General features: G+C 70.6%; 14 protein-coding genes. 7 read left to right on the top strand and 7 right to left on the bottom strand.

The annotated features are described in order from the left end of the window. Positions 1 to 22: 22 nt before the first annotated feature. Positions 23 to 1789, bottom strand: a complete 1767-nt coding sequence (gene arc / locus IEZ05_RS14510; protein ID WP_189230507.1) for a proteasome ATPase — start codon at positions 1787 to 1789, stop codon at positions 23 to 25. Positions 1790 to 2034: 245 nt separating this feature from the next. Between arc and IEZ05_RS14505 the strand changes: the two genes are divergently transcribed. Next, entirely contained in the window at positions 2035 to 2340 is a 306-nt protein-coding gene (locus IEZ05_RS14505) for a ferredoxin (protein ID WP_189230506.1), read from the top strand. A gap of 74 nt (positions 2341 to 2414) precedes the next feature. On the opposite strand, the gene IEZ05_RS14500 is transcribed toward IEZ05_RS14505, so the two are convergent. The 3 genes from IEZ05_RS14500 to IEZ05_RS14490 all read right to left on the bottom strand — a co-directional run bounded on the left by IEZ05_RS14500 (position 2415) and on the right by IEZ05_RS14490 (position 5816). Further along, positions 2415 to 2993, bottom strand: a complete 579-nt coding sequence (locus IEZ05_RS14500) for a hypothetical protein (protein WP_189230505.1) — start codon at positions 2991 to 2993, stop codon at positions 2415 to 2417. A gap of 260 nt (positions 2994 to 3253) precedes the next feature. Next, positions 3254 to 4156: a tRNA (adenine-N1)-methyltransferase gene (locus tag IEZ05_RS14495; RefSeq protein WP_189230504.1), complete on the bottom strand. Its 903-nt coding sequence runs from the start codon at positions 4154 to 4156 to the stop codon at positions 3254 to 3256. A 64-nt stretch (positions 4157 to 4220) separates the two neighbouring features. Further along, positions 4221 to 5816 carry a site-2 protease family protein gene (locus IEZ05_RS14490; protein ID WP_189230503.1) on the bottom strand — a complete coding sequence of 532 codons (1596 nt, stop codon included), beginning with the start codon at positions 5814 to 5816 and terminating at the stop codon, positions 4221 to 4223. A 173-nt stretch (positions 5817 to 5989) separates the two neighbouring features. Between IEZ05_RS14490 and IEZ05_RS14485 the strand changes: the two genes are divergently transcribed. Beyond that, complete coding sequence (locus IEZ05_RS14485) at positions 5990 to 6979, top strand: RecB family exonuclease (RefSeq protein ID WP_189230502.1); 990 nt, start codon at positions 5990 to 5992, stop codon at positions 6977 to 6979. 16 nt (positions 6980 to 6995) lie between these two features. Beyond that, positions 6996 to 7667 carry a response regulator gene (locus IEZ05_RS14480; RefSeq protein ID WP_003977171.1) on the top strand — a complete coding sequence of 224 codons (672 nt, stop codon included), beginning with the start codon at positions 6996 to 6998 and terminating at the stop codon, positions 7665 to 7667. Positions 7668 to 7790: 123 nt separating this feature from the next. On the opposite strand, the gene IEZ05_RS14475 is transcribed toward IEZ05_RS14480, so the two are convergent. The 3 genes from IEZ05_RS14475 to metH all read right to left on the bottom strand — a co-directional run bounded on the left by IEZ05_RS14475 (position 7791) and on the right by metH (position 14135). Further along, positions 7791 to 9392 (bottom strand): ABC transporter substrate-binding protein, encoded by a 1602-nt coding sequence (locus IEZ05_RS14475; protein ID WP_189230501.1) that lies wholly within the window; start codon positions 9390 to 9392, stop codon positions 7791 to 7793. Positions 9393 to 9781: 389 nt separating this feature from the next. Continuing rightward, entirely contained in the window at positions 9782 to 10483 is a 702-nt protein-coding gene (locus IEZ05_RS14470) for an HAD family hydrolase (protein ID WP_189230500.1), read from the bottom strand. Between the two features lie 139 nt (positions 10484 to 10622). Further along, positions 10623 to 14135 carry a methionine synthase gene (gene metH / locus IEZ05_RS14465; RefSeq protein ID WP_189230499.1) on the bottom strand — a complete coding sequence of 1171 codons (3513 nt, stop codon included), beginning with the start codon at positions 14133 to 14135 and terminating at the stop codon, positions 10623 to 10625. 390 nt (positions 14136 to 14525) lie between these two features. Here metH and IEZ05_RS14460 point away from each other — a divergent pair, with 390 nt between their 5' ends. The 4 genes from IEZ05_RS14460 (at position 14526) to IEZ05_RS14445 (ending at position 19686) form a co-directional block, all read left to right on the top strand. After that, complete coding sequence (locus IEZ05_RS14460; RefSeq protein WP_189230498.1) at positions 14526 to 15299, top strand: IclR family transcriptional regulator; 774 nt, start codon at positions 14526 to 14528, stop codon at positions 15297 to 15299. Between the two features lie 343 nt (positions 15300 to 15642). Further along, positions 15643 to 16437, top strand: coding sequence for an MIP/aquaporin family protein (locus IEZ05_RS14455; protein WP_189230497.1), 795 nt, complete (start codon positions 15643 to 15645; stop codon positions 16435 to 16437). An 85-nt stretch (positions 16438 to 16522) separates the two neighbouring features. After that, positions 16523 to 18061 (top strand): glycerol kinase GlpK, encoded by a 1539-nt coding sequence (glpK, locus tag IEZ05_RS14450; RefSeq protein ID WP_189230496.1) that lies wholly within the window; start codon positions 16523 to 16525, stop codon positions 18059 to 18061. An 8-nt stretch (positions 18062 to 18069) separates the two neighbouring features. Continuing rightward, positions 18070 to 19686, top strand: coding sequence for a glycerol-3-phosphate dehydrogenase/oxidase (locus IEZ05_RS14445; protein WP_189230495.1), 1617 nt, complete (start codon positions 18070 to 18072; stop codon positions 19684 to 19686). Positions 19687 to 19711 lie beyond the last annotated feature (25 nt).

Here is a 19711-nt window from a genome sequence, read left to right as displayed (position 1 = left end):
GCACCCGCAGCCGCCCTGCCTTTTACAGGTACTGACCGGTGTTCGCCACCGTGTCGATGGAGCGTCCGGTGTCCGCGCCCTGCTTTCCGGTGACGAGCGTACGGATGTACACGATCCGCTCGCCCTTCTTTCCGGAGATGCGGGCCCAGTCGTCCGGATTGGTGGTGTTGGGCAGGTCCTCGTTCTCCTTGAACTCGTCCACGCAGGCCTGGAGGAGGTGGGAGACGCGAAGGCCCTTCTGGTTCTTGTCGAGGAAGTCCTTGATCGCCATCTTCTTGGCGCGGCCGACGATGTTCTCGATCATGGCGCCGGAATTGAAGTCCTTGAAATAGAGGACTTCCTTGTCGCCGTTGGCGTAGGTGACTTCCAGGAAGCGGTTCTCCTCGGATTCGGCGTACATGTGTTCCACCGCCGTCTGGATCATGCTCTGGACGGTGGCCGCCTTGTCCTTCTCGTGCTCCCTGAGGTCGTCCTCGTGGAGCGGGAGGCGCTCGGTGAGGTACTTGCCGAAGATGTCCTTGGCCGCTTCGGCGTCCGGACGCTCGATCTTGATCTTCACGTCGAGCCGGCCGGGCCGCAGGATGGCGGGGTCGATCATGTCCTCACGGTTGGAGGCGCCGATCACCACCACGTTCTGCAGGCCCTCCACACCGTCGATCTCGGCGAGCAGCTGCGGGACGATGGTGTTCTCCACGTCCGAGCTGACACCGGAGCCACGGGTGCGGAAGAGGGACTCCATCTCGTCGAAGAAGACGATGACGGGAGTGCCCTCGCTGGCCTTCTCCCGTGCACGCTGGAAGACGAGGCGGATCTGCCGCTCGGTCTCGCCGACGTACTTGTTCAGGAGCTCGGGTCCCTTGATGTTGAGGAAGAAGCTCTTGCCGGCGGCCTGGCCGGTCACCTCGGCGACCTTCTTGGCCAGCGAGTTGGCGACGGCCTTGGCGATGAGCGTCTTGCCGCATCCGGGGGGTCCGTAGAGCAGGACGCCCTTGGGCGGACGCAGCTCGTGCTCCCGGAACAGGTCGGGGTAGAGATAGGGGAGCTCGACCGCGTCGCGGATGGCCTCGATCTGTCCGCCGAGGCCACCGATCTGCTCGTAGCCGATGTCGGGGACCTCTTCGAGGACGAGTTCCTCGACCTCGCTCTTGGGGACGACCTCGTAGACGTATCCGGAGCGGGGCTCGAGCAGGAGGGCGTCGCCGGGGCGGATGGTGATGCCCCGCAGCGGCTCGGCGAGCCGGACCACGCGCTCCTCGTCGGTGTGCCCGAGGACGAGGGCGCGCTCGCCGTCCTCGAGGATCTCCTTGAGGGTGACGATGTCGCCGACGCTCTCGTACTCCATGGCCTCGACCACGTTGAGGGCTTCGTTGAGCATCACTTCCTGGCCGCGCCGGAGCTCGTCGAGCTCGACGCTCGGGCTGACGTTCACCCGGAGTTTACGGCCGCCGGTGAAGATGTCGGCGGTGCCGTCCTCGTTGGCCTGCAGGAACACACCGAAGCCTGCCGGTGGCTGGGCCAGCCGGTCGACCTCCTCCTTGAGGGCCACGATCTGGTCGCGGGCCTCGCGGAGTGTGCTGGCGAGTCGCTCGTTCTGGGCGGACACGCCGGCCAGGTTGGTCTGCAGCTCGACGATCCGCTCTTCGAGAATTCTCGTGTGCCGCGGAGAGTCGGCGAGCTTGCGTCGCAGGACGGCGATCTCCTGCTCAAGATAGGCCACCTGCCCGGCCGGGTCCTCGGACCCGCGTCCCGGGCGGATGCCGCGGTTCATGTCGTCGTCGTGGGCTGCCACGGTCCTCACCTCCTCCAAGGGGAGCTGGACGCTTCCAGACCCTACCTGGGTGGGTGTCGATTGAAACCCCTAGATCAAAAGACTGTCGGGGTGTGTCCGATCTTCACCCTTGCGCTCTCCCTCACGCCAGGGGAATACCCACCGAACGTGACGGGAACCCAGGCGGGGGTAGGGTCGAAGCGTTCAACACCCGTCAGAGCTGGCCGGATTCCCGACCGGCTCGACGCAGGAAACGGCAGGAAGCAATGAGTGTGCAGCAGGAGGCCGGAGTCGACGGCGAGGCTCTCGAGGTCTGGATCGACCAGGATCTGTGTACCGGCGACGGCATCTGCGCGCAGTACGCGCCCGAGGTGTTCGAGCTGGACATCGACGGTCTGGCCTACGTGAAGGGCGCGGACGACGAGCTCCTGCAGGCCAAGGGCGCGACAACGCCCGTGCCGTTGCCGCTCCTGACGGACGTGGTCGACTCGGTGAAGGAGTGTCCGGGCGAGTGCATCCATGTACGTCGCATTTCAGACAGGGCAGAGATCTACGGCCCGGACGCAGAGTGACCGAACTGTGACGTAGACGGCACGCATAGTAACCACTGTGCGGTGGGTCACACCCTTCGAGGGGTCTCCGTCGTTCAGACGGTGCGTGCCTGGGACGGCGTGTCGCGGACGAACGCGCCGTCCTTCCACTGCCACTTCACGTCGTCGGTGACGTCCGGGCAGCAACTGGGCACGTCGGCCGACGAGTAGCCGAGGAGCGTCGCGAGGACGGCACCGCCGCGCACCGCGAAGTCGGTGACGGTCCGGCGGTCCTTCGGATCCACCAGGGTGGCGACCACACGGGACTTGCCGCTGCCGGTGTCCCGGGTGATGACGTAGACGCCGTCGGGCGGGGTGCCCATGGGCGCGTCGCAGTGCACGACGGCCACCGTCTCGGGCCGGCCGTCGCCGTCGAGGTCGCCGGACGCCTTCTTCTGCACCAGGGCCTTGACCGGGCCGCAGTCCAGGGGGAACGTGACGGCCGCCGGATCGGGCGGCGTGCCGTGCGCCGGGGCGGTCTTCGTCTGCGGTCCGGCGGCCTGGGCCGCTGTCGCGGCGTCGGGCTGCAGGACCGAGGAGAGGGCCACGACTCCGGCGAGAGCGGTGGCGGTGGCGACCCAGTGGATCGGCCGGGTGTGCGTGTGGGACAGGTCCGGAACGGCGGGGTGCTGCACGAGGAGTGTCTCCTGTGAGGGCTGTGCCGGTGGGGGTGGCCAGCATCGTGCCACACGTCACAGTGCGGGGGAACGGCGGGGTGGGTACTCACTCGGGTTTCGCCGGCCGCCGGACCTCGGGCGCGGGCCGCGCCCCTGGACGGCGGCTCCGGCCGGTGGCCCGGACCGGTCCTTCAACGCGGCGGCGCCGTGGTGGAGTTCCCGGGGTGACCGGGAACTCCACCACGGCGCCAGTGCGTTGTGTGCGGCACGGGGCCGTCTCAGCGGCCGGAGCCTCCGCCGGCGTTGGGGCCGTCGTAGTCCTCGCCGTAGGCGCCCTTGGCGGGGCGGCGGCGGCGCATGGGCGGCTCGACGCCGTCGGCGAGGCGGCGGGCGGTGAGCAGGAAACCGGTGTGGCCGATCATCCGGTGGTCCGGGCGGACGGCCAGGCCCTCGACGTGCCAGTTGCGGATCATCGTCTCCCAGGAGGTCGGCTCGTTGAAGCAGCCGATCTCGCGGATGGACTCGACGGTCCGCGCGAGCTGGGTGGTGGTCGCGACGTAGCAGCACAGGATGCCGCCGGGCACGAGCGCCTTGGAGACGGCCTCCAGGCACTCCCACGGGGCGAGCATGTCGAGGATGACCCGGTCGACGTCGGTGTCGGACAGGTTGTCCTGGAGGTCGCCGACGGTGAGCTGCCAGGCGGGGTGCGGGCCGCCGAAGTAGCGCTCCACGTTCTGCTGGGCGATCTCGGCGAAGTCCTCGCGGCGCTCGTAGGAGTGCAGCATGCCCTGGTCGCCGATGGCGCGCAGCAGGAAGCTGCTGAGCGAGCCGGAGCCCACCCCCGCCTCCACGACGCGGGCGCCGGGGAAGATGTCGGCGAAGGCCAGGATCTGCCCCGCGTCCTTGGGGTAGACCACGGCGGCGCCGCGGGGCATGGACAGGACGTAGTCGGGGAGCAGGGGGCGCAGCGCGAGGTAGGCGACGTTTCCGGTGGTGCGGACAACGCTGCCCTCGGGAGCACCGATCAGTTCGTCGTGGGGGAAGGAACCCTTGTGGGTGTGGAAGTTCTTCCCGGCCTCGAGCGTGAACGTGTAGTGGCGGCCCTTGGGGTCGGTCAGCTGAACCTGGTCCCCGACCTTGAAGGGCCCGCGCCTGCGGGCGGCACCGGTCGGTTCGGACATGTGACCAGCCTACCGGTTCCCTGCCGGGGGCTTTACCGGCCCAGGGGCCGGGGCGGCGGCGCGTTCAGCTGGGGCGGGCCATGGCCTTGACGAAGGCGCGCTCGACGTCGGCCGCGGACAGGACGCCGTAGATCTCGCCGGTGTCCTCGACCACCAGGTATTCGGTGGCCGGGGACGCCCGCAGCGCGTCGAGGAGCTCCTCGCCGGACAGCTCGGCCGAGACGCGCATGCCGTCGGTGAGGTCCTGCGCGAGCCCGCTGACCGGGACCCAGGGGCGGCGGTGCTCGGGTACGCCGACGATGGCGGCCTCGCGGACCAGGGAGACCGGCCTGCCCTCGGCGTCGACGACGACCAGGGCGCGGGCTCCGGAGGCGTTGGCACGGCGCAGGGCCTCGGAGAGGGGGGTGTCCGCGGGCACGGGGACCGCGCGCCGGGTCAGGGCGCGGGCGCGCAGCTCGGGCAGGTGCTCGCGCAGGCGGGCCATGCGCAGGCTGTTGCCGGCGCCGGTCCAGATGATCGCGGCCAGGATGGCGGCGAGCAGGGCGTCCATCACGGTGTCCATGCCGACGTTGTCCACGGCGCCGGAGCCGAGCGCTCCGGACTGGGTGAGCAGCGGCAGCCCGATCAGGACGGAGACGGCGAGTGCCCGGCCGACCCAGGCGGCGGCGACCGTGCCGGTCATCGGCTTGCCGGTGACTTTCCACACGACGGCGCGGAGCATCCGGCCGCCGTCGAGGGGGAGGCCGGGGAGCAGGTTGAAGACGGCCACGATGAGGTTGGAGACCATCAGGCCGGCGAGCAGGACGCCGGGGACGGTGCCCGGCTCGACGGGCAGCAGGGCGAGGTAGAAGACGCCGGCGAGGACGAGGGAGAGCAGCGGGCCGACGAAGGCCAGCACGAACTCGCGGCCGGGGGTCTCGGCCTCCTTCTCGATCTCGGAGACGCCGCCGAAGAACTGGAGCTGGATGCGGCGCACGGGGAGCTTGAAGCGGAGGGCGGCGACGGTGTGGGCCAGTTCGTGGACGAGGACGGAGGCGTAGAAGGCGACCGCGAAGAAGAGGGAGACCAGGTAGCGCGCGACGCCGAGCTCGGGCAGGACCCGGTCGAGCTGGCCGCCGAACACCCAGGTGATCAGGGCGGCGACCAGGAACCAGCTGGGCGCGACGTACACGGGCACGCCGAACGGCCGCCCCATCAGCAGCCCGCCTCCGGGCTCGGGGCGACGCTGCGGTGGCCGCCCCGGGCCGCCGCCGGTGTGGGCCTCGGTACGGGCGTGGTGACCGGGGGCCGGACCGGCCGGCGGGACGCCGGCGCCCGCGGGGCGGTCGGTCCCGGCGTCCTGCGGTGCGGGGGGCTGCGGTGTGGGCTCGGACGGGGTGTCCTTCCCCGTCGCGTTCCCCGCGGCGTCCTCGGCGGGGGGCTGCTCCGGCGGCTCGGCACCTGGGGCGTCCGTCCGCCCCCTGGTGGTCTCGCTCACTGTCGGTGACTGCCCTGCGGGGGTCTCTTCGGTGCTGGGGAGCTGTTCCCCGGGCTGTTCCCCGGGCGTGTCGGCAGCCGTGGGCTCCGGGCGCACGGGGTCCGGGGCCGGGGGCCCGGTGTGGGGGCCGGCCGACTCGTCGTTGCCGGACCGCGGGTGCCCGCTCCCGCCGCTCACGTTCACGGTGTCCCCTCGTTCGAAGCGTTTCCCGCGCCTGCCGTGCGGGAGGGTCTGGTGTCGATGGTATGCGGCCGTCGCGGGCCGTTCCGCCCCGGCACCCGGTGCTTCCCGGTCCGTCGCACGGGTCAATGCCGCGACTGGGTCACTGTCAGTGGCGGGCCGTAAGGTCTGTGGGCATGGAGACGAGCATCGAGGATGTCGCGGAGGACGCCGGCGGCTCCGCCCCGCCGGCAGCGGCCGCGGCGGAGGCAGCCGAAGCGGCCGAGGGCGCGCCGGCCACCGCGGGCCCACAGCCACCCGCACCCGTGCCCGTCGCCGTGGCACCCGCCTCGCTCTCGCCGTCGCGGGCCGGCGACTTCATGCAGTGCCCGCTGCTGTACCGGTTCCGGGTGATCGACCGGTTGCCGGAGAAGCCCAGCGAGGCGGCGACCCGGGGCACCCTGGTGCACGCGGTGCTCGAGCGGCTCTTCGACGCGCCGGCGGCCGAGCGCACGCCGCCGCGGGCCAAGGCGCTGATCCCCGGGCAGTGGGACCGGCTGCGGGAGACCAGGCCCGAGGTCGGGGAGCTGTTCGCGGACGACCCGGAGGGCGAGCGGATGGCACGCTGGCTCGCCGAGGCGGAGGGGCTCGTCGAGCGCTGGTTCACCCTGGAGGACCCGAGCCGGCTGGAGCCCGCCGAGCGGGAGCTGTTCGTCGAGGCCGAGCTGGACTCCGGACTGCGGCTGCGCGGCATCATCGACCGGGTCGACGTGGCTCCCACCGGCGAGGTGCGGATCGTCGACTACAAGACGGGCAAGGCGCCCCGGCCGCAGTACGCGGAGGGCGCGCTGTTCCAGATGAAGTTCTACGCGCTGGTGGTGTGGCGGCTGAAGAAGGTCGTCCCGCGGCGGCTGCAGCTCGTCTATCTCGGCAGCGGTGACGTGCTCACGTACGACCCGGTCCTCGCCGACCTGGAGCGGGTCGAGCGCAAGCTGCTGGCCCTGTGGGAGGCCATCCGGCTGGCGACCGAGACCGGTGACTGGCGGCCGCGCCCCACCAAGCTGTGCGGCTGGTGCGACCACCAGGCGCACTGCCCGGAGTTCGGCGGCACTCCCCCGCCCTACCCGCTGCCGGTGAGGGCGGCCGAGTCGGGCACCGCCGAGCAGGGCAGAATGGGGCCGGACTAGCGAGAAGGAGACTTACGTGGCCATCCGCGTCCTACTGGTCGACGACCAGCCGCTGCTGCGCACGGGCTTCCGGATGATTCTGGAGGCGGAGCAGGACCTCGCGGTCGTCGGCGAGGCCGGAGACGGCCTCCAGGCTCTCGACCAGGTGCGGGCGTTGCAGCCCGACGTGGTGCTGATGGACATCCGCATGCCGCGGATGGACGGTGTGGAGGCGACCCGGCAGATCACCGGTCCGGAGCGGGACGGTCCGGCCAAGGTGCTGGTGCTGACCACCTTCGACCTCGACGAGTACGTGGTGGAGGCGCTGAAGGCGGGTGCCAGCGGGTTCCTGCTGAAGGACGCCCCGGCCAACGAACTGGTGCAGGCGATCCGCGTGGTGGCGAACGGGGAGGCGATGCTCGCGCCGAGCATCACCAGGCGGCTGCTCGACAAGTACGCCACGCACCTGCCCTCCGGCGACGAGCCGGTGCCGGACACCCTGCACACGCTGACCGACCGTGAGGTGGAGGTCCTGAAGCTGGTGGCGCGCGGTCTGTCCAACGCGGAGATCGCCGCCGACCTGTTCGTCAGCGAGACCACCGTCAAGACGCACGTCGGGCACGTGCTGACCAAGCTGGGGCTGCGCGACCGGGTGCAGGCCGCGGTGTACGCGTACGAGAGCGGGCTGGTGCGCCCCGGCGCGCAGTAGGCCCCCGTCCCCGTCGCCGCGGCCTCCCGGCCGCGTTCGCCGGGAAGCGCGAAGGGCGCCCTCTTCCTTCCGGGAGGAGAGCGCCCTTCGGCTTGAACGGGGCGCGGCGGGTGACGGGGTGCGTCAGCCGCTCACACCGCGGGCCAGCTCCCACAGCTGCAGCGAGGAGGTGGTGTTGAGGGCGTAGGCGGTTCCGGTGACGTCGTCCCGGGCCGCGACGTACTGCTTGCCCTGCCAGAGCGGGATCATCGGGACCTCGTCGGCGACGACGTCCTGGATCTCGGTCAGGCTGTCCACGGCGGACAGCCGGTCGGCCTCGCGCCGGGACGCCGGGATCAGGTTGTTGATGACCTCGGAATTCGCGTACGGCGAGTTGAGCATGTTGCCCTTGTCGAGGAACGGCGCGAGGAAGTTGTCCGCGTCGGGGAAGTCCGGGAACCAGCCCATGCCGAAGACGTCGAACTGGCCCTTCAGCTCGGCCGGGCGGAACTTGTCCCAGGGCGCGCCCTCGATGTCGACCTGGAACAGGCCGCTGTCGTTGAGCTGCTTCTGGAGCTGCTCGAACTCCTGCTTGGTGGCCGCACCGTAGTGGTCGGTGGTGTAGTGCAGGGTCAGCTTCACCGGCGTGGAGACGTTGGCGGACTCCAGCATCGACTTGGCCTTGGCGACGCTCGGGTCGCCGTACTTGTTGAAGAACGAGTTCGAGTGGCCGGTGATGGTGGCCGGCACCAGCGAGTACAGCGGTTCGGCCTGCGAGCCGTAGACGTTCGAGATCAGCTCGCTGCGGTTGATGAGCTGGGCCATCGCCTGCCGGACGGCCTTCGTCTCCACCGTCTGGGCCTTGGTGTTGAAGGCCAGGTAGCGGATCTCGAGTCCGGCCATCTCGACCAGGTCGACGTCGCCGCCCGTGTCGTTGGAGAGCTTCCGGATCTGGTCGGGCGTCATCGCACGGGTCATCAGGTCGATGTCGCCCTTTTCGAGCGCCGTGCCCATGGCGTCGGCGTCGGCGAAGGAGACGACCTCGGCCTTGTCGTTGTTCACCGTGAGGGTCCCCTTGTAGCGGGGGTTCTTGGTGAACACGGCCTTGGTCAGCGCGCCGTCCTTGACCTCGGCCTTCATGGTGTACGGACCGGAGCCGTCCACCTCGAAGCCCTCGCGCAGCTTGCCCTTGTCATAGTCGTCGGGGTTGACGATGCCGGCGACCGGGGTCGACAGCTTGAACGGGAAGGTCGCGTCGGCGGTGTTGAGGTGGAAGATGACCTCGCGGTCGCCCTGGGTCTCCACGGTGTCGACGGTGGAGAGCAGACTGGACACACCGCTGTCGGCCTTCAGGGACAGGGCGCGTTCGATGGAGAACTTCACGTCGGCTGCCGTGACGGCATCGCCGTTGGCGAACTTGAGTCCGTCCCGCAGGGTGCAGGCGTAGCGCTCGTTGCCCGTGTCGGTGAAGCCGCACTTCTCGGCCGCCTCGGGCACCGGCTCGCCGTCGCCGCGCGGCTGGATCATCAGCGTCTGCACGGTCTGGCGCAGCAGGTTCCAGGAGCCGACGTCGTAGGCGTACGCCGGGTCGAGGGGCGCGGGAGCCAGCTCCGAGGTGAACCGGTCCGTGGTGCCGACGACGATCGCGTCCCCGCCTCCGCTGCCGCCGTCGGACCCGCCGCAGGCGGCGAGTACCGGGGCGAGCAGGCCGACGACGGCCGGCAGCACCAAAGTCTTGCGGTTCATGCTCGAAATTCTCCAGAGCTGTCGGTCCGTGTATGCGGCATGCAGGGGTGTCGCGGGCCGATCACGGGGGTAGTGGCTGAGGTTCTCGCGACGAGATTAGTCCGCGACCGCACGGGGGCCCGCAGCCCCCGGAGTTGAGGGCTCATCACAGAGCGAAACCGGGCGTGGACACACCGAAAACCCGACAGCGGAAGGATTAGTGCAGGGCTTCACCAATCGGGACACATGGGCGCGCCGACAACGTTCTCCCGGCGGGATTCGGCACAGCCGCACCGGCCTGTCGACCCCTGACGGCGTGGCGAACGTCACAGGTGGGTGCGACTGGGGGTTCCGCCCGAGGCCGTTGGCGCACGGGCCGGGCGCGACGGTGCCGCACGCTGTGTGAACGCTCAGCCCACGTGGGTGATGAGACCGCGCAGGAAGGTCAGGTCGACCTCTTCCAGTGACCCGACCACGGTGCGCCGGGCGGCCGGAGTGATGGGCGCGACCGAGGGGACGGCCACGACGTGGCAGCCTGCGGCCTCCGCGGCGGCGACTCCGGTCGCGGTGTCCTCGACGACGGCGCACCGGACCGGGTCCACGGCGAGTCCGGCGGCGGCGGCCAGATAGGGGTCGGGGTACGGCTTGGTGCGCGGCACCTCGTCGCCGGCGACCGTGAGCGCGAAGTGGTCGCGGCCGAGCGAGGCCAGGACACGGTCGATGATGCGCCGGTGCGAGGCGGAGACCAGGGCGGTGGGGATCTGGTGCTCGGACAGCTCCGCGAGCAGCCGGGCCGCGCCCGGCATGAGGGGCAGGTCGCGTCCGATGCGCTCCTCGAAGCCGTCGTTGAGCAGCACGCTGAGTTCGGCGAGCGAGATGTCCGCGCCGGTGGCCTCGATGAGGAAGCCCGCGCTGCGGGTCATGGGACCGCCCACCACCACGTGGCGCCAGGAGTCGTCGAGGGTGTGGCCGAGGGAGGCGAAGACCTCCTTCTCGACGTCCCACCAGAAGCCCTCGGTGTCCACCAGGGTGCCGTCCATGTCGAGGAGCACGGCTTGCAGGGCTGAGCCTTCGGCCGTACGGGTTCCGAGCGCGGGGACCGTACTGGTCATCCACGTACCTCCTTGAGGGACGATCAGGCCGGTTCCCACGAAGGGAACCGGCCTGCAGTGGACCGACCAGTGTACGTCGTGCGGGACGACAACGCCTGGTGTGACGCCTGGAGCGGTACGGAGGGGGTCCGTGGCGGCCTCAGCGGGCGTTGAAGTACTTGGCCTCCGGGTGGTGGATCACGATGGCGTCGGTGGACTGCTCGGGGTGGAGCTGGAACTCCTCGGACAGGTGCACGCCGATGCGCTCCGGCTGGAGCAGGTCGGCGATCTTGGCGCGGTCCTCCAGGTCGGGGCAGGCGCCGTAACCGAGGGAGAAGCGGGCGCCCCGGTACTTCAGGGCGAACATGTCCTCCATCTCGGCCGGGTCCTCACCGGCGAAGCCGAGCTCGGAGCGCACGCGCGCGTGCCAGTACTCGGCGAGGGCCTCGGCGAGCTGGACGGACAGTCCGTGCAGTTCCAGGTAGTCGCGGTAGGCGTTGGCCTGGAACATCCGGGCCGTCTCCTCGCCGATCCGGGAGCCGACGGTGACGACCTGGAAGCCGACGACGTCCGTCTCGCCGGACTCCTCCGGGCGGAAGAAGTCGGCCAGGCACAGGCGCCGGCCGCGCCGCTGGCGGGGGAAGGTGAAGCGGGTGCGCTCGTTGCCCGCCTCGTCCAGGACGATCAGGTCGTCGTCCTTGGAGACGCAGGGGAAGTAGCCGTAGACCACGGCCGCCTCCAGCAGGTTCTCCGTCTGGAGCCGGTCCAGCAGGCCGCGCAGCCGGGGCCGGCCCTCGCTCTCGACGAGCTCCTCGTACGACGGTCCCTCGCCGGTGCGGGCCTGCTTCAGACCCCACTGGCCCTTGAAGAGGGCGCCCTCGTCGAGCCAGGAGGCGTACTCCTTGAGCTGGATGCCCTTGACGACGCGGGTCCCCTGGAAGGGCGGGGTGGGGACGGGGTTGTCGGTGGCGACGTCGGAGCGGACGTGGCCTTCCTCGGGCCGCTCCTCGACCTCGACGGTGGCGGCCCGCACCCGGCGCTGCCGCAGCTCGGGCAGCTTGGCGCCGGGCACGCCCCGCTTGATGCCGATCAGGGCGTCCATGAGGCGCAGGCCCTCGAAGGCGTCGCGGGCGTAGCGGACCTCGCCGTCGTAGATCTCGTGGAGGTCCTGCTCGACGTACGCCCTGGTGAGGGCGGCGCCGCCGAGGATGACGGGGTAGTCGGCGGCCAGGCCCCGCTGGTTGAGCTCCTCCAGGTTCTCCTTCATGATCACCGTGGACTTGACCAGGAGCCCGGACATGCCGATGACGTCGGCCCTGTGCTCGTCGGCGGCCTCCAGGATGGCGGAGACGGGCTGCTTGATGCCGAGGTTGACGACGGTGTAGCCGTTGTTGGACAGGATGATGTCGACGAGGTTCTTGCCGATGTCGTGGACGTCGCCGCGGACGGTGGCCAGCACGATCGTGCCCTTGCCCTCGTCGTCGGTCTTCTCCATGTGCGGCTCGAGGTAGGCGACCGCGGTCTTCATGACCTCGGCGGACTGGAGCACGAACGGCAGCTGCATCTGGCCGGAGCCGAAGAGCTCGCCGACGACCTTCATGCCGTCCAGGAGGGTCTCGTTGACGATGTCGAGGGCCGGACGCTCCGTCAGGGCGTCGTCCAGGTCCTGTTCGAGGCCGTTCTTCTCGCCGTCGATGATGCGGCGCTTGAGGCGCTCCTCCAGCGGGAGGGCGGCCAGCTCCTCGGCCTTGGAGGCCTTCAGCGACTTGGCGGTGGCGCCCTCGAAGAGCTGCATCAGCTTCTGCAGGGGGTCGTAGCCCTCGCGGCGGCGGTCGTAGATCAGGTCGAGGGCGGTGGTGACCTGCTCCTCGTCGAAGCGGGCGATCGGCAGGATCTTGGAGGCGTGCACGATCGCCGAGTCCAGGCCCGCCTTGACGCACTCGTCCAGGAAGACGGAGTTGAGCAGGATGCGGGCGGCCGGGTTGAGGCCGAAGGAGATGTTGGACAGGCCGAGGGTGGTCTGCACGTCCGGGTGCCGCTTCTTCAGCTCCCGGATGCCCTCGATGGTGGCCAGGCCGTCCTTGCGGGACTCCTCCTGGCCGGTGCAGATGGTGAAGGTCAGACAGTCGACGAGGATGTCCGACTCGTGGATGCCCCAGTTGCCGGTGAGGTCCTCGATCAGCCGCTCGGCGATCTCGACCTTCTTCTCGGCGGTGCGGGCCTGGCCCTCCTCGTCGATGGTCAGCGCGATCAGCGCGGCGCCGTGCTCCCGGGCCAGCTGCGCGACCTTGGCGAAGCGGGACTCGGGTCCGGCGCCGTCCTCGTAGTTCACCGAGTTGATCACCGCGCGGCCGCCGAGCTTCTCCAGCCCGGCCCGCAGGACGTCGACCTCGGTGGAGTCCAGCACGATCGGCAGCGTCGAGGCGGTCGCGAACCGTCCGGCCAGCTCCTCCATGTCGGCGACGCCGTCCCGGCCGACGTAGTCCACGCACAGGTCCAGCATGTGGGCGCCCTCGCGGATCTGGTCGCGGGCCATCTCCACGCAGTCGTCCCAGCGGCCGGCCAGCATGGCCTCGCGGAACTTCTTCGAGCCGTTGGCGTTGGTGCGCTCCCCGATGGCCAGGTAGGAGGTGTCCTGGCGGAAGGGCACGGTCTGGTAGAGGGAGGCGGCGCCGGGCTCGGGGCGCGGGTCGCGCTCGCCCGGGGTGAGGTCGCGGACGCGCTCCACGACCTGCCGCAGGTGCTCGGGGGTGGTGCCGCAGCAGCCGCCGACCAGGGACAGGCCGTACTCGCGGACGAAGGTCTCCTGCGCGTCGGCCAGCTCGGGCGCGCTCAGCGGGTAGTGGGCGCCGTCCTTGCCGAGGACGGGCAGGCCGGCGTTGGGCATGCAGGACAGCGGAATGCGGGAGTGCCGGGCCAGATAGCGCAGGTGCTCGCTCATCTCGGCCGGGCCGGTGGCGCAGTTCAGGCCGATCATGTCGATGCCGAGCGGTTCCAGCGCGGTGAGCGCGGCGCCGATCTCCGAGCCGAGCAGCATGGTGCCGGTGGTCTCGACGGTCACCGACACGATCACGGGCAGGTCGAGGCCCAGGGCGTCCAGCGCGCGCCGGGCGCCGAGCACGGAGGCCTTGGTCTGCAGCAGGTCCTGGGTGGTCTCCACCAGGAGGGCGTCGGCGCCGCCGGCGACCAGTCCCTCGGCGTTGCGCTGGTAGGCGTCGCGCAGGGTGGTGTACGGGGCGTGGCCGAGGGTGGGGAGCTTGGTGCCGGGGCCCATGGAGCCCAGCACCCAGCGCTGCCGGCCGTCCCGGGCGGCGAACTCGTCGGCGACCTCGCGGGCGACCCGGGCGCCGGCCTCGGACAGCTCGTGGACGCGCTCGGGGATGTCGTACTCGCCGAGGGCGGAGTGGTTCGCGCCGAAGGTGTTGGTCTCCACGCAGTCGACGCCGGCGGCGAAGTACTCCTCGTGCACCGAGCGGACGATGTCGGGCCGGGTCAGGTTCAGGACCTCGTTGCACCCTTCCAGTTGCTGGAAGTCGTCGAGCGTGGGGTTCTGCGCCTGGAGCATGGTGCCCATCGCCCCGTCGGCGACCACCACACGGGTGGCGAGTGCCTCGCGGAGGGCGGACACACGGGTCCGGGTGTCGGCGGACGGGGTGGACGGCGACGAGGCCATGAAGGGGCTCCCTAGGATGCGACGGCTGTCGGCTTTGCGCTTCCCGGTGCCGTCCGTCCAGAACGTCCCGGGGAAGAACGCACGTCGCCAGGGTAGCCGGGAGGCGGGGCCGGTGGCCTGGGCGTCCACGTGACGGACGAGGATGGAGGGCCGGATGCCCTCCCGCACGGGTGACGCCGGCGCCCGAAGGGGCGAACCCCCGTCGCCCGTCCGCGGTGGAGGGACGGCCGGGCAGCGGGCGCCCGGGACCCCTCCATGACGCGGTCCGAGTGCAACAGTTGCCCGCCGACCATTGGCGGGAGGTCGGCATGGACCGGTAGTGTTCGGCATTGCCGAACGACGTCAGCGACGCCGAGGTCGGCAGTCGAAGGGGACGGAGGCAGTACGTCGATGGCACGGAACATCCAGTCGCTCGAGCGGGCGGCCGCGATGCTGCGCCTGCTCGCGGGCGGCGAGCGGCGGCTCGGCCTGTCGGACATCGCCTCGTCGCTGGGTCTGGCCAAGGGCACCGCCCACGGCATCCTGCGCACCCTCCAGCAGGAGGGCTTCGTGGAGCAGGACGAGGCCTCGGGGCGCTATCAGCTGGGCGCCGAGCTGCTGCGCCTGGGCACGACCTACCTCGACGTGCACGAACTACGGGCGCGCGCCCTGGTGTGGACGGACGACCTCGCCCGGTCCAGCGGCGAGAGCGTCCACCTCGGCGTCCTGCACCAGCAGGGCGTGCTGATCGTCCACCACGTCTTCCGGCCCGACGACAGCCGGCAGGTCCTGGAGATCGGGGCCATGCAGCCGCTGCACTCCACCGCCCTGGGCAAGGTCCTGTCGGCGTACGACCCGGTGGCGCACAGCGAGGCGCTGGAGGCCGACCGCAAGGCGTTCACCGACCGGACCGTCTGCGAGCCGGACGGGTTCGAGCACATCCTCGACATCACGCGCGCGCGTGGCTACGCGGCAGACGTGGAGGAGACCTGGGAGGGCGTCGCGTCCATCGCCGCCCCCATCCACGACCGGCGCCGCATGCCGGTCGGCGCGGTCGGCATCACCGGCGCCGTGGAACGGCTGTGCCGGTCCGACGAAGAGGGAGCGCTGCGGCCGGAGCTCATCGCGGCGGTACGGGACTGTGCCCGCGCGGTGTCGCGGGACCTGGGCGCCGGGCGGTTCTGAGGGGCGGACACGCGGACGGGGCCGGGACGCCGGGGGGCGTTCCGGCCCTCGCCATACCCTGAAACGGACAAATGGCACCGCGGTCCGTGAATCCGCCGCGCGGGAGATCGATAACCCCCAGCGATCAATAACGATCGTGCTTTCGATAACAGAACTCTTGACGCACGCCTGACGCCGAAGCAAGACTCCCGTCCATCGGTCGGCATTGTCGAACACCTACCGGCAATACGCGTTAGAGTGTGACAACGCCAAGGGCCGCCATCGCTCTCACACCGAGGGCGCCGGAACACCCGGAGGGACCCGGGGTTCGGCTTCCCCTGGACGAAGGACAAAGGAGTCGCGGGTGTCCAGCTCCGACATCTTCATCGGCGAGACCATCGGTACCGCCATACTCATCCTGCTCGGCGGCGGCGTCTGCGCCGCCGTGACGCTCAAGGCCTCCAAGGCCCGCAACGCCGGCTGGCTCGCCATCGCCTTCGGCTGGGGCTTCGCCGTCATGACCGCGGTGTACATCTCGGGTCCGCTCTCCGGCGCCCACCTGAACCCCGCCGTGACGGTCGGCATCGCGATCAAGGACGGCGAGTGGGGCAACGTCCCGACGTACTTCGCCGGGCAGATCCTCGGCGCGATGATCGGCGCTGCGCTGGTCTGGGTCGCCTACTACGGGCAGTTCGTCGCCCACCTCACCGACCGGGAGATCGTCGGCGGGCCGGGCGCGCAGGACACCACGGCGAAGGCCGTCGAGGCCCAGGAGAAGGGCGCCGGTCCCGTGCTGGGCGTCTTCTCCACCGGCCCCGAGGTCCGCAACGCCGTCCAGAACCTCGCCACGGAGGTCATCGGCACCTTCGTCCTGGTGCTCGCCGTCCTCACCCAGGGCCTGAACGACGAGGGCAACGGCCTCGGCATCCTGGGCGGCCTGATCACCTCGCTGGTGGTCGTCTCGATCGGTCTGTCCCTCGGCGGCCCGACCGGGTACGCGATCAACCCGGCCCGTGACCTCGGCCCGCGCATCGTGCACGCCCTGCTGCCCCTGCCCAACAAGGGCGGCTCCGACTGGTCCTACGCCTGGGTCCCGATCGCCGGTCCGCTGATCGGCGCCGCGATCGCCGCAGGTGTCTACAACGTCGCGTTCGCCTGAGCGGTCCCCCGCCCGGCGAACATCGAGTCGCAGCACACGCGCCGTACGCACCGGCCACCCCATCACGGAATCCCAGGAGCACACAGTGACCGACGCCCACACCGCAGGCCCCTTCATCGCCGCCATCGACCAGGGCACCACCTCCTCCCGCTGCATCGTCTTCGACCGCGACGGACGCATCGTCGCCGTCGACCAGAAGGAGCACGAGCAGATCTTCCCGAAGCCGGGCTGGGTCGAGCACAACGCCACCGAGATCTGGACCAACGTCGAGGAGGTCGTCGCCGGGGCGGTCGAGAAGGCCGGCATCACCCGTGACGACATCAAGGCCATCGGCATCACCAACCAGCGCGAGACGACGCTGGTCTGGGACAAGAACACCGGTGAGCCCGTCCACAACGCCATCGTCTGGCAGGACACCCGCACCGACGCCCTGTGCCGCGAGCTCGGCCGCAACGTCGGCCAGGACCGCTTCCGCCGCGAGACCGGCCTTCCCCTCGCCTCCTACTTCGCCGGTCCCAAGGCCCGCTGGCTGCTCGACAACGTCGACGGCCTGCGCGAGCGCGCCGAGGCGGGCGACCTGCTCTTCGGCACCATGGACACCTGGGTCATCTGGAACCTGACCGGTGGTGTGAACGGCGGCAAGCACGTCACCGACGTCACCAACGCCTCCCGCACCATGCTGATGAACCTGCACACCATGGAGTGGGACCCGCGGATCTGCGAGTCCATCGGTGTGCCGATGGAGATGCTCCCCGAGATCCGCTCCTCCGCCGAGGTCTACGGCGAGATCACGGGCGGCAAGCTCGGCGACCTGCTCGGCGGCATCCCCGTCGCCTCCGCGCTCGGCGACCAGCAGGCGGCCCTGTTCGGCCAGACCTGTTTCTCCGAGGGCGAGACGAAGTCGACGTACGGCACCGGCACCTTCATGGTGATGAACACCGGTGACAAGATCATCAACTCGTACTCGGGCCTGCTGACCACGGTCGGCTACAAGATCGGCGACCAGGACACGGTCTACGCCCTGGAGGGCTCGATCGCCGTCACCGGTTCGCTGGTGCAGTGGATGCGCGACCAGATGGGCCTCATCTCCACCGCCGCCGAGATCGAGACCCTGGCCCTGTCGGTCGAGGACAACGGCGGCGCCTACTTCGTGCCGGCCTTCTCCGGTCTGTTCGCCCCGTACTGGCGCTCCGACGCCCGCGGTGTGATCGCCGGCCTGACCCGGTACGTCACCAAGGCGCACCTCGCGCGCGCCGTCCTGGAGGCCACGGCCTGGCAGACCCGCGAGATCGCCGACGCCATGACGAAGGACTCCGGCGTCGAGCTCTCGGCCCTCAAGGTCGACGGCGGCATGACCTCCAACAACCTGCTGATGCAGACCCTCGCCGACTTCGTGGACGCCCCCGTGGTGCGCCCGATGGTCGCCGAGACCACCTGCCTCGGCGCCGCCTACGCCGCCGGCCTCGCCGTCGGCTTCTGGAACAGCACCGACGACCTGCGCGCCAACTGGCGGCGGGCCGCCGAGTGGACCCCCCGCATGGACGCGGAGACCCGCGACCGTGAGTACAAGAGCTGGCTCAAGGCCGTCGAGCGGACCATGGGCTGGCTCGAGGACGAGGAGTAAGAAGCGCAATGACCACTCAGTCCACCCTGCAGTCCGTGCCTGCCCTGGGGACGCACCCGGCCTCCGGCTCCAACCCGAGCCGGGCCGAGACCCGGGAGCAGCTCTCCAAGGCGTCGTACGACCTTCTCGTGATCGGCGGCGGCATCCTGGGCATCTCCACCGCCTGGCACGCCGCGCAGTCCGGCCTCAGGGTGGCCGTGGTCGACGCCGGCGACTTTGCCGGCGCCACCTCCTCCGCCTCCTCCAAGCTGCTCCACGGCGGACTGCGCTACCTGCAGACCGGCGCGGTGAAGCTGGTCGCGGAGAACCACTTCGAGCGCCGTGCGGTCTCCCGCCAGGTGGCACCCCACCTGGCGAACCCGCTCACCTTCTACCTCCCCGTGTACAAGGGCGGGCCGCACGGCGCGGCGAAGCTCGGCGCCGGTGTCTTCGCGTACTCGGCGCTGTCCGCCTTCGGTGACGGCGTCGGCCACCTGCTCTCCCCGGCCAAGGCCGCCCAGGACGTGCCGGAGCTGCGCACCGACAACCTCAAGGCCGTGGCCGTGTACGGCGACGACCAGATGAACGACGCCCGCATGGCGCTGATGACCGTCCGCGCCGCGGTCGACTCGGGCGCGGTCGTCCTGAACCACGCCGAGGTCACCGGTCTGCGCTTCACCAAGGGCCGGGTGACCGGCGCCGAGCTGAAGGACCGGCTCTCGGGCGACGAGTTCGGCGTGAACGCGCGCCTGGTGCTCAACGCCACCGGCCCCTGGGTCGACCACCTGCGCCGGATGGAGGACCCGAACGCGGCGCCGTCCATCCGTCTGTCCAAGGGCGCCCACCTGGTGCTCAAGCGCACCGCGCCCTGGAAGGCGGCGCTCGCCACGCCGATCGACAAGTACCGGATCACCTTCGCCCTCCCCTGGGAGGACATGCTGCTGCTCGGTACCACGGACGAGGAGTTCGAGGGCGACCCGGCGGACGTGGCGGTCAACGAGAAGGACATAGCCCAGATCCTGGACGAGGCCGCGTTCTCCATCCGCGACCAGCAGCTCGACCGGGATCTGATCACCTACTCGTTCGCGGGTCTGCGTGTGCTGCCGGGCGGGCCCGGTGACACGGCGAAGGCCAAGCGCGAGACGGTCGTCACCGAGGGCCGGGGCGGCATGCTGTCCGTCGCGGGCGGCAAGTGGACCACCTTCCGCCACATCGGCCGTACGGTGATGAAGAAGCTGGAGGCGCTGCCGGGCCACCCGCTCGGCGACGACTTCGAGCCCATCGCCTCGCTGCCGAAGAAGCTGCCGCTGCCGGGCGTCGCCAATCCGCGCGCGGTCGCCCACCGGCTGCTGGTGGACGGTCCGGCACCCGGCCCGCGCATGGCGGCGGACACCGCCAAGCACCTGGCCACGCACTACGGTTCGCTGGCCTTCGACATCGCCCGGCTCGCCAACGAGAACCCGGAGCTGGCCCGGCGCGTCCACCCCGACGCGCCGGAGATCTGGGCGCAGGTCGTGTGGGCCCGCGACCACGAGTGGGCCGAGACGCAGGACGACGTGCTGCGCCGCCGGACCACGCTGACGATCCGCGGCCTGGCCACCGACGAGATCCGGGCCGGGGTCCAGGACCTGCTCGACCGGAAGTAGGGCCCCGGCGCACCGGGAGGCGGCG

Origin of the sequence: Streptomyces flaveolus (assembly GCF_014648815.1) — a bacterium.
Taxonomy (GTDB): domain Bacteria; phylum Actinomycetota; class Actinomycetes; order Streptomycetales; family Streptomycetaceae; genus Streptomyces; species Streptomyces flaveolus.
The sequence above is the reverse complement of the archived record's forward strand: the minus strand, read 5'-3'. Positions and strand labels throughout refer to the sequence as shown.